Genomic DNA, 7,695 nt, shown 5'->3' with positions numbered 1-7,695 from the left:
CCTACTTTTTATTTTTTTCTATTAGATTTGATTTAGAATCATAGCAATTTAAATCATTGTATGGTAAGATTATTAATGGAATCTTCAAGAGGAGGTAATACCTTTGTATAATGCATTATTAATCGCATTGATGGTGGTAGCAGTTTTACTGATTTTATTAGTAGTTTTACAACCAGCCAAAAGTAACGCTGCCAGTACATTAACCGGTGGTGGCGCTGATCAACAAGGAAGACAAAAAGCGCGTGGCTTCGAAGCTTTCTTAATTAAAGCGACATCTGTTCTAGGTTTTGTGTTCTTTGCTTTAGCCCTTGCGTTGGCCTATTTATCAGCTAAATAAGATTTTTGAACTATGATAAACCCTTATTTTATGCGTTTGTCATAGTTTCTTTTTTTGCAGTGAAATAGTAAATAATGTACAATAAAAAGGAGTAGGAGTGTGAAAGATGAGTGAAACAATCATAGAAAACAGTCGTTTTTATCAAGTTGAAGGAGCGACTACAGGTGTTATTTTATTTCATGCCTATACAGGATCGCCGAATGATTTTTTATCTACGGCACGATTTTTACAAAGAGCGGGCATTGAAGTGTTATGTCCCACTTTTAAAGGGCATGGTACGGATGATATTTACGATATTTTAGAAGCTCATCCCGATCAATGGTGGGAACAAGCACAAGCAGCATTACATTATATGCAAGGGCGTCAATATGAACGATTATTCGTATTTGGTTTGTCGCTAGGAGGAATCTTTGCGACACGTTTATTAACCGAAAACCATCAAGCTAATTTAGCGGGTGGCGTGTTTAATTCTCCCGTTTTTACTGCTCAACAAATTGATGTTGGTTATTTCTTCGAACAATATGCACGTCATTTATATGAGAAGCAAAATCGCTTAGATGAGTATCAAGTGGAAAAGGGCCGTATAATGAGTCTTTATCGTGAACAAATTGAGTCGATTTCTTATTTTGCGATGTCTTTTTATATGGAATTATCACAAATTACCAGTCGCTTTTATCTTGCTCAATCAGGCGAAGATGAAATGATTAATCCAGAAGATGCGTATTTAGTGAGAGACGCATTAACCGGCGCGCAAGAAGTTGATTTCCAATGGTTTGAACATAACACTCATGTCATCACTACCAATCGAGAACGCTCTGCGTTTGAACAATCCCTATTAGCCTTTATCCAAAGATAAAATTTAAAATGAGAGAGGAGGCTCACGATGTCATTAACAAGTTTTGAACAAGAACTTTTAGCATTTTTTAGAGCCAATAAAGGAACAGGCTTTACAATTAACCAACTAGCAACTGAATTTAAGATGCAAGGGGTCAAGAAATACAAAAAGCTCGTTAAAGCCATTACTTTTTTACAACACATTAAAGAAGTGGAAATGATCAATGGCAATAAATTCAGATCCATACAAACGTCTCATAATTTAATAACAGGAACATTCCGCGCCAATAACAAAGGATTTGGTTTTATTACTTATGAAGAAGGCGAACCAGATTTATTTGTCCCACCAACCAATACGGGGGCAGCGATGAATGGCGATATCGTCGAAGCACAAATTATAAAACGAGTTGACCCCGAAACGGGCAAAGGCTCGGAAGCGATGGTTACGAAAGTCATTGAAAGAGTAACCAAACAAATGGTGGGTGAATTTTATAGTTATAATCAAGATGAACGTGAACAGACCGGTTATTTAGGTTATATTGTACCTCAAGGTGAATATGGCGAAGAGGTCAAAATAATGGTCTTGCCTGAAGGGATTCATCCGGCAGATCATACGATTTGTATTATTAAGATTAAAGAATATCCCACAAGCGATAACCCTAATCTTTTAACTGGTTTAGTATCGAAAGAGATAGGTCATCGTGACGCACCAGGTGTAGATATTTTAGCCATTCTGTTTCAGTTTGGAATTCCGCATGAATTCCCTGAAAATGTGATGGCAGAAGCAGATGCGGTTCCACAAGAAATTGATCCTAAAGATTTAGAAGGGCGTCGTGATTTAAGAAATGAATTAATTATCACCATCGATGGGGCGGATGCGAAAGACTTAGATGATGCGATATCATTAGAGAAAAATGACGATGGTACTTTCCAATTAGGTGTCCATATCGCTGATGTTTCGCATTATGTAAAAGAAGGCTCGGCCATTGACCGTGAAGCTTTTGAACGTGGAACCAGTGTTTATTTAACAGACCGTGTGGTGCCAATGTTACCGCAACGTCTTTCTAATGGTATCTGTTCCTTACATGCCAATGAGGACCGTCTAACGTTAACTTGCGACATGAAAGTAGACACCCGTGGAGAAGTCATCGACTATGAGATTTATCCAAGCGTCATTAATTCATCCTATCGAATGACTTATGATGCGGTCAATAAAATGATCGATGGCGATGATGTAACCAATCGCGAGTTTAGCGAAATCAGTGAAATGGTACAAGAAATGGCGGAGTTGCATCATATTTTAGAAGCGAAAAGAACCAATCGCGGAGCATTGAATTTTGATGCGCCAGAAGCTAAAATTATTGTAGATGAAGAGGGTCACCCACTTGATATTCAATTAAGAGCCCGGTATACAGGTGAAAAATTAATTGAATCCTTTATGTTATGTGCCAATGAGACGGTGGCTTACGAATATACGAAGCGTCAATTACCTTTTGTTTATCGTATTCATGAACAACCCAAAGAAGAAAAAATGTTGCGCTTTGCGGAATTTGTGACCAGTTTTGGGATGGTTTTAAGAGGGAATGTAGCGCAAATAGAACCACGTCAATTACAACAGGCACTTAAAGCGGTTGAAGGGGAGCCCTTTGAACAAGTGGTGTCAACGATGATGTTACGCAGTATGCAACAAGCCAAATATAGTGATTTACCAGCTGGACATTTTGGATTAGCGGCTGAAGACTATACACATTTTACTTCGCCAATCCGTCGTTATCCAGATTTAATGGTTCATCGCTTAATCCATCGTTATTTAGTCAATCAACCAAGTGCCAAGGAAATTGAAAAATTAGAAGATAAATTACCAGGCATTGCCGAACATGCTTCAAAAATGGAACGACGGGCAGTAGATGCTGAACGCGAAACCGATGCACTGAAGAAAACAGAATATATGATGGACAAAGTCGGAGAACAATACGAAGGGATGATTAGCTCGATTACATCATTTGGTATTTTCGTTCAATTACCAAATACAATTGAAGGCTTAATTTCCTTAAAAGATTTAGACGATGACTATTATGAATTTAATCCTCAACATATGGTATTAATGGGACGTAATCGTGGCAATATTTATCGCATTGGTCAAAAAGTGATCATTGAAGTAATGGCGGTCGATATGGATGAACGTAATATTGATTTTAAATTAATTAAAGCGGAGCCCATGGAAGGCATGAGGCCCATTAGTTTACCGAAACAAAAAGGCAAAAAAGATAAAAATAATCGCCCAAAATCGAAAAAAGATTTTCAACGAGCAAGTGGAAAAGAGAAAGCTTATTCAAAGCGTAAAAACTCTAAAAAGAAAGCTGATAAATCTTCAGCGAAAAAATCTTTTAAGATTCGTAAGCGAGGTAGATAAGGTAGGTGGAGTCGATGGCACAACCTGGAAAGGATAAGCCATTAGCGCAAAATCGTAAGGCTCGTCATGACTATGAAATCATTGAGACTTACGAAGCAGGTCTAGTATTAAAAGGGACGGAAATTAAGTCTATCCGTAAAGGCAAGATGAATATTCAAGATGCTTATGTCTCGATTCATCAAGGTGAAGCTTGGTTAAAAAATGCCCATGTAAGTGAATATGATCATGGAAATATTTTTAATCACGATCCATTACGAGACCGTAAATTATTATTACATAAAGCAGAAATTATTAAGATGTCTCAACAAGTAAAACTAATGGGAATGACCTTAATCCCATTAAAAGTATATCTTGTCAGAGGACGAGCTAAATTATTGTTTGGCTTAGCTCGTGGTAAGAACAAATATGATAAACGTCATGCCTTAAAAGAACAACAAGCTAAACGAGATATTGACCGCGCGTTAAAAAACAGATAAAATAGACTATATTATTAGAACTGAGTTAATCTTATTCTCATTTGAAATTAATCAAATGGAATTATCTCAGTTCTTTTTTTACAAGGAGGTAAGGTAGATGTCACAACGTTTGAAATTGATTTTTGCTATGATGGTGGTAGGAAGTATTGGTTTATTTGTTCATTACATTGCCTTACCATCTGCTACGATTGCGATGTTTAGGGCAATCATTGGGTCATTGTTTATTTTAGGATGGATTCATTATAAAGGGATTGTTTTTGATTGGCAGGCAATCCGTCAAAATTGGCTCTGGCTATTAATTACTGGTTTTGCGATGGGATTTAATTGGATTTTTCTTTTTGAAGCCTATAAATGGACCACCGTTTCGATTGCGACTTTATGCTATTATATGGCGCCAGTAATGATTATATTATTATCTCCATTAGTATTTAAAGAACATTTGACAAAGGGGCAAATTGGCTTAACCTTGTTAGCAGTAGTGGGCGTCGTCTTTATTTCTGGTGGATTAAATGGTGCTAGCCCCAATCATCTAAAGGGCATCTTTTATGGTTTAGTGGCCGCAGTTTTATATGCGACGATTATGATTTGTAATAAATTAGTTAAAAACTTAGATGTAATGGTTAAAACTTTTGTGCAACTGGCCATTGCCGCAGTCGTCATGATTGGATATGTCAGTCAGACGAGTGGACTCACAAGTATCAAAATGGATTTACAGACTGTTATTTTGATCTTAGTGATCGGCGCATTACATACTGGCTTTGTGTATGTATGGCTATTTGACTCTTTCGATCGTTTGCCATCACAAACCGCTTCGCTTTTAACTTATGTTGACCCTGTAACAGCTATTATTTTGTCATACATCTTTTTAAACCAACCGATGACTCATTTACAAATAGTCGGGATGTTACTCATCTTAGGTTCGACCGCTGTCAATGAGTTACTTAAAGTAAAGCTTCCGCTTAAAGCAGAAGTAAGGAAGTAAGTAGTCATCCTTGTGATTTTTTCCTGTTAAAACAGAAGTAAGGAAGTAGCCAGCAAAGGGATTTTTTCCTATTAAGATGAGTGAGAATCATTTGAAGCTTGATTATTGTTGATTTAATATTATGCGCTTGCAAATGCTTACAATAGGTGTTAGTGTAAAAAGAAAAAGGTGAAATTATGGATCAATTAAAACTTAACAATATGACCTTAACCTGGTTAGATGGAGGTCAAACAGCTTTAGACGGAGGCGCCATGTTTGGGGTTGTCCCGAAACCTTTATGGTCTAAAAAATATCCCTGCAATGATAAGAACCAGATCGAATTAGCAACTGATCCCATCTTAATACAACATGAAGGGCAAAACTATTTAATCGATGCGAGTGTTGGTAATGGAAAATTAACCGATAAGCAAAAACGCAATTATGGTATATGGTCAGAGCCACAACTCGAAACGAGTTTAGCTGAGCTAGGTCTAACAGTAGACGATATTGATGGTCTATTAATGACGCATTTACATTTTGATCATATTGGAGGATTAACCATACCGAATAATAAAGGCGAACTGGTTTCACGCTTTCCCAATGCTAAAATATATGTATCGGCCATCGAATGGGATGAAGCACAACATCCGAATATCCGTTCAAAGAGCACTTATTTTGAACAAGATTGGCAAGCAATTGTCTCACAAGTGGAGACATTTAACCAAGAATTGGTCATTAATGATGCGATTAAAATGCAACATACGGGCGGACATAGTAATGGCCATGCAGTGGTTATTTTAACTGATGGCCAACAACAAATCATTCATATGGCAGATTTGATGCCAACTCATGCTCATCAAAATCCGCTATGGGTTTTAGCATACGATGATTATCCGATGACTTCTATCTTTGAAAAAGAGGCCATTTTGAAAAAGGCTTATCAAAAGCAAACGATCTTTACTTTTTATCACGACGCCTATTATCGCTGGGTACAATGGGATACTCAAGGCAAGAACATTATCAAATCGGCAAGACGAAATATGCCAAATTACATCCCATGGTTTGAATAGACTAAGTAGCAACTGGACCAAAAATTAAGCATCAATAGAGTAGACAAAGAGAGTCATGGAGATGATTTTCATTAACTGTCTACTCTTTTTTGGTGCTAACATGTTGACGTAAATATGGGTAGATAAGTGGACACAAACATGGAAAATAAGTTGACACAAACATAAGCAAAAAGAGTCTACGCAATTATAAACGCATCTTCTTAAACAATAAGCTCAACTTATCGTTTTTATGATTAAAAGCTATTAGACGGACATTCTTTAATCGGGTAATATTAAATTAGATAATGAAAGCGTTTAAAATAAGGAGTGTTGATTATGACCCAATCAGTGGAAGAACTAGCAAAATTATTATATCCTGAAGATATCTATAATGAAGCCGCAGCTTTAACTTTAGGCGAATTAAAAGTGCTACAACATTTAAGAATCGAATTAGAAGAACGCGTACGTCCAATTTTAATTAAATGCTATGAAAAAGCGCAATTACCACGTCAGGAAATCTTGACGGCTTTTCGCAATGCTCGGATTATGGATCATCCAAGTCTTTTTGAGGGCCGTGACGAGAAATGGCGTGTACGTGAAATTTATAATGCCTTTTTATATTTAGAAATGGCCCGTTTTGATCCTTCGGTGGCGACCTTTTTTACCGTTCATGGAGGGTTAGGGTATAATACGATATTAATTGGGGCTAATGAAGCCCAACGCGAACGATATGGAACAGCTATTCGTGAATTTACAGCTCAAACTTGTTTTGGGTTAACTGAACCGGATCATGGTTCTGATATTGCAGGTGGATTAGCCACAACAGCTGAAAAAGTTGGAGATGAATGGATTTTAAATGGTGAGAAACGGTGGATTGGGGGAGCCAAAACCGCTGATTTTATTCCCATCTTTGCCCGTGATACCGAAACGAAGAAAATAAAATGCTTCATCGTACCAGGAGATGCCCCCGGTTTAAGTGTTGAAGATATTCAACATAAAATCGGTTTGAGATTGGTGAATAATGGACATATTACCTTAAAAGATGTTAAAGTACCTGATGCAGATCGCTTAGAGCATATTAATGGCTATGGTGATGTGGCGAAAATCTTTATCCATACAAGGACTGATGTCGCTCATATCGCAATGGGAACAGCGGCTGGTGCCTTTAATGCAGCCCTTAAGTTAACAACGACCCGTGAACAATTCGGGCGTAAATTAGCAAGTTTCCAATTAGTCCAAGAAAAATTAGCGCGTATGCAAGCAAATGTCGTAGCAGCGATTAGTTATTCAACACGTGTAGCGAACCTTCAAGAAAAAGGCATCCACGAGATGAAAAATTCATCCTTGGCTAAGATGCATAATGCCCTAGTCATGCGTGAGACGGTTGCACTTGCTAGAGAAGTTTGTGGAGGTAATGGCATAACTTACGAAACCGAAGTGGCCAGATTCTTTACCGATGCAGAAGCGATTTATACCTATGAAGGAACTCATGAAATTAATGCAATGATCGTCGCACGAGAATTAACCGGCATCGGCGCCTTTGTCTAAGATCGTTCATTAATTTAAATGATTGTTCTATAAAATTTTACAAAACAGCTCGAAAAGATTATGATAGTTAAATAACA

General features: G+C 37.4%; 7 protein-coding genes. All 7 read left to right on the top strand.

What is annotated here, in order from left to right:
* Positions 1-103: 103 nt before the first annotated feature.
* The 7 genes from secG to fadE all read left to right on the top strand — a co-directional run bounded on the left by secG (position 104) and on the right by fadE (position 7,618).
* Positions 104-337 (top strand): preprotein translocase subunit SecG, encoded by a 234-nt coding sequence (gene secG, locus GSA01S_RS01650; protein WP_066124205.1) that lies wholly within the window; start codon positions 104-106, stop codon positions 335-337.
* A gap of 106 nt (positions 338-443) precedes the next feature.
* Positions 444-1,193, top strand: coding sequence for an alpha/beta hydrolase (locus GSA01S_RS01645; protein WP_066124203.1), 750 nt, complete (start codon positions 444-446; stop codon positions 1,191-1,193).
* Between the two features lie 27 nt (positions 1,194-1,220).
* Positions 1,221-3,584 (top strand): ribonuclease R, encoded by a 2,364-nt coding sequence (gene rnr / locus GSA01S_RS01640; protein WP_066124202.1) that lies wholly within the window; start codon positions 1,221-1,223, stop codon positions 3,582-3,584.
* A 14-nt stretch (positions 3,585-3,598) separates the two neighbouring features.
* The gene (gene smpB, locus GSA01S_RS01635) at positions 3,599-4,060 is read left to right on the top strand and encodes an SsrA-binding protein SmpB (RefSeq protein WP_066124200.1); all 462 of its coding nucleotides are present in this window, start codon (positions 3,599-3,601) and stop codon (positions 4,058-4,060) included.
* Positions 4,061-4,157: 97 nt separating this feature from the next.
* The gene (locus GSA01S_RS01630; protein ID WP_066124198.1) at positions 4,158-5,042 is read left to right on the top strand and encodes a DMT family transporter; all 885 of its coding nucleotides are present in this window, start codon (positions 4,158-4,160) and stop codon (positions 5,040-5,042) included.
* Positions 5,043-5,218: 176 nt separating this feature from the next.
* A complete protein-coding gene (locus tag GSA01S_RS01625; RefSeq protein WP_066124196.1) occupies positions 5,219-6,091 on the top strand; it encodes a YtnP family quorum-quenching lactonase in 873 nt (290 codons plus the stop codon).
* A gap of 315 nt (positions 6,092-6,406) precedes the next feature.
* Positions 6,407-7,618 (top strand): acyl-CoA dehydrogenase FadE, encoded by a 1,212-nt coding sequence (gene fadE / locus GSA01S_RS01620; protein WP_066124193.1) that lies wholly within the window; start codon positions 6,407-6,409, stop codon positions 7,616-7,618.
* The last annotated feature ends 77 nt before the right edge of the window (positions 7,619-7,695 follow it).

Source organism: Globicatella sanguinis NBRC 15551 (genome assembly GCF_001552295.1).
In the GTDB taxonomy this organism is placed as follows: Bacteria; Bacillota; Bacilli; order Lactobacillales; family Aerococcaceae; genus Globicatella; species Globicatella sanguinis.
This window is presented reverse-complemented; position numbering and strand designations above follow the sequence as displayed.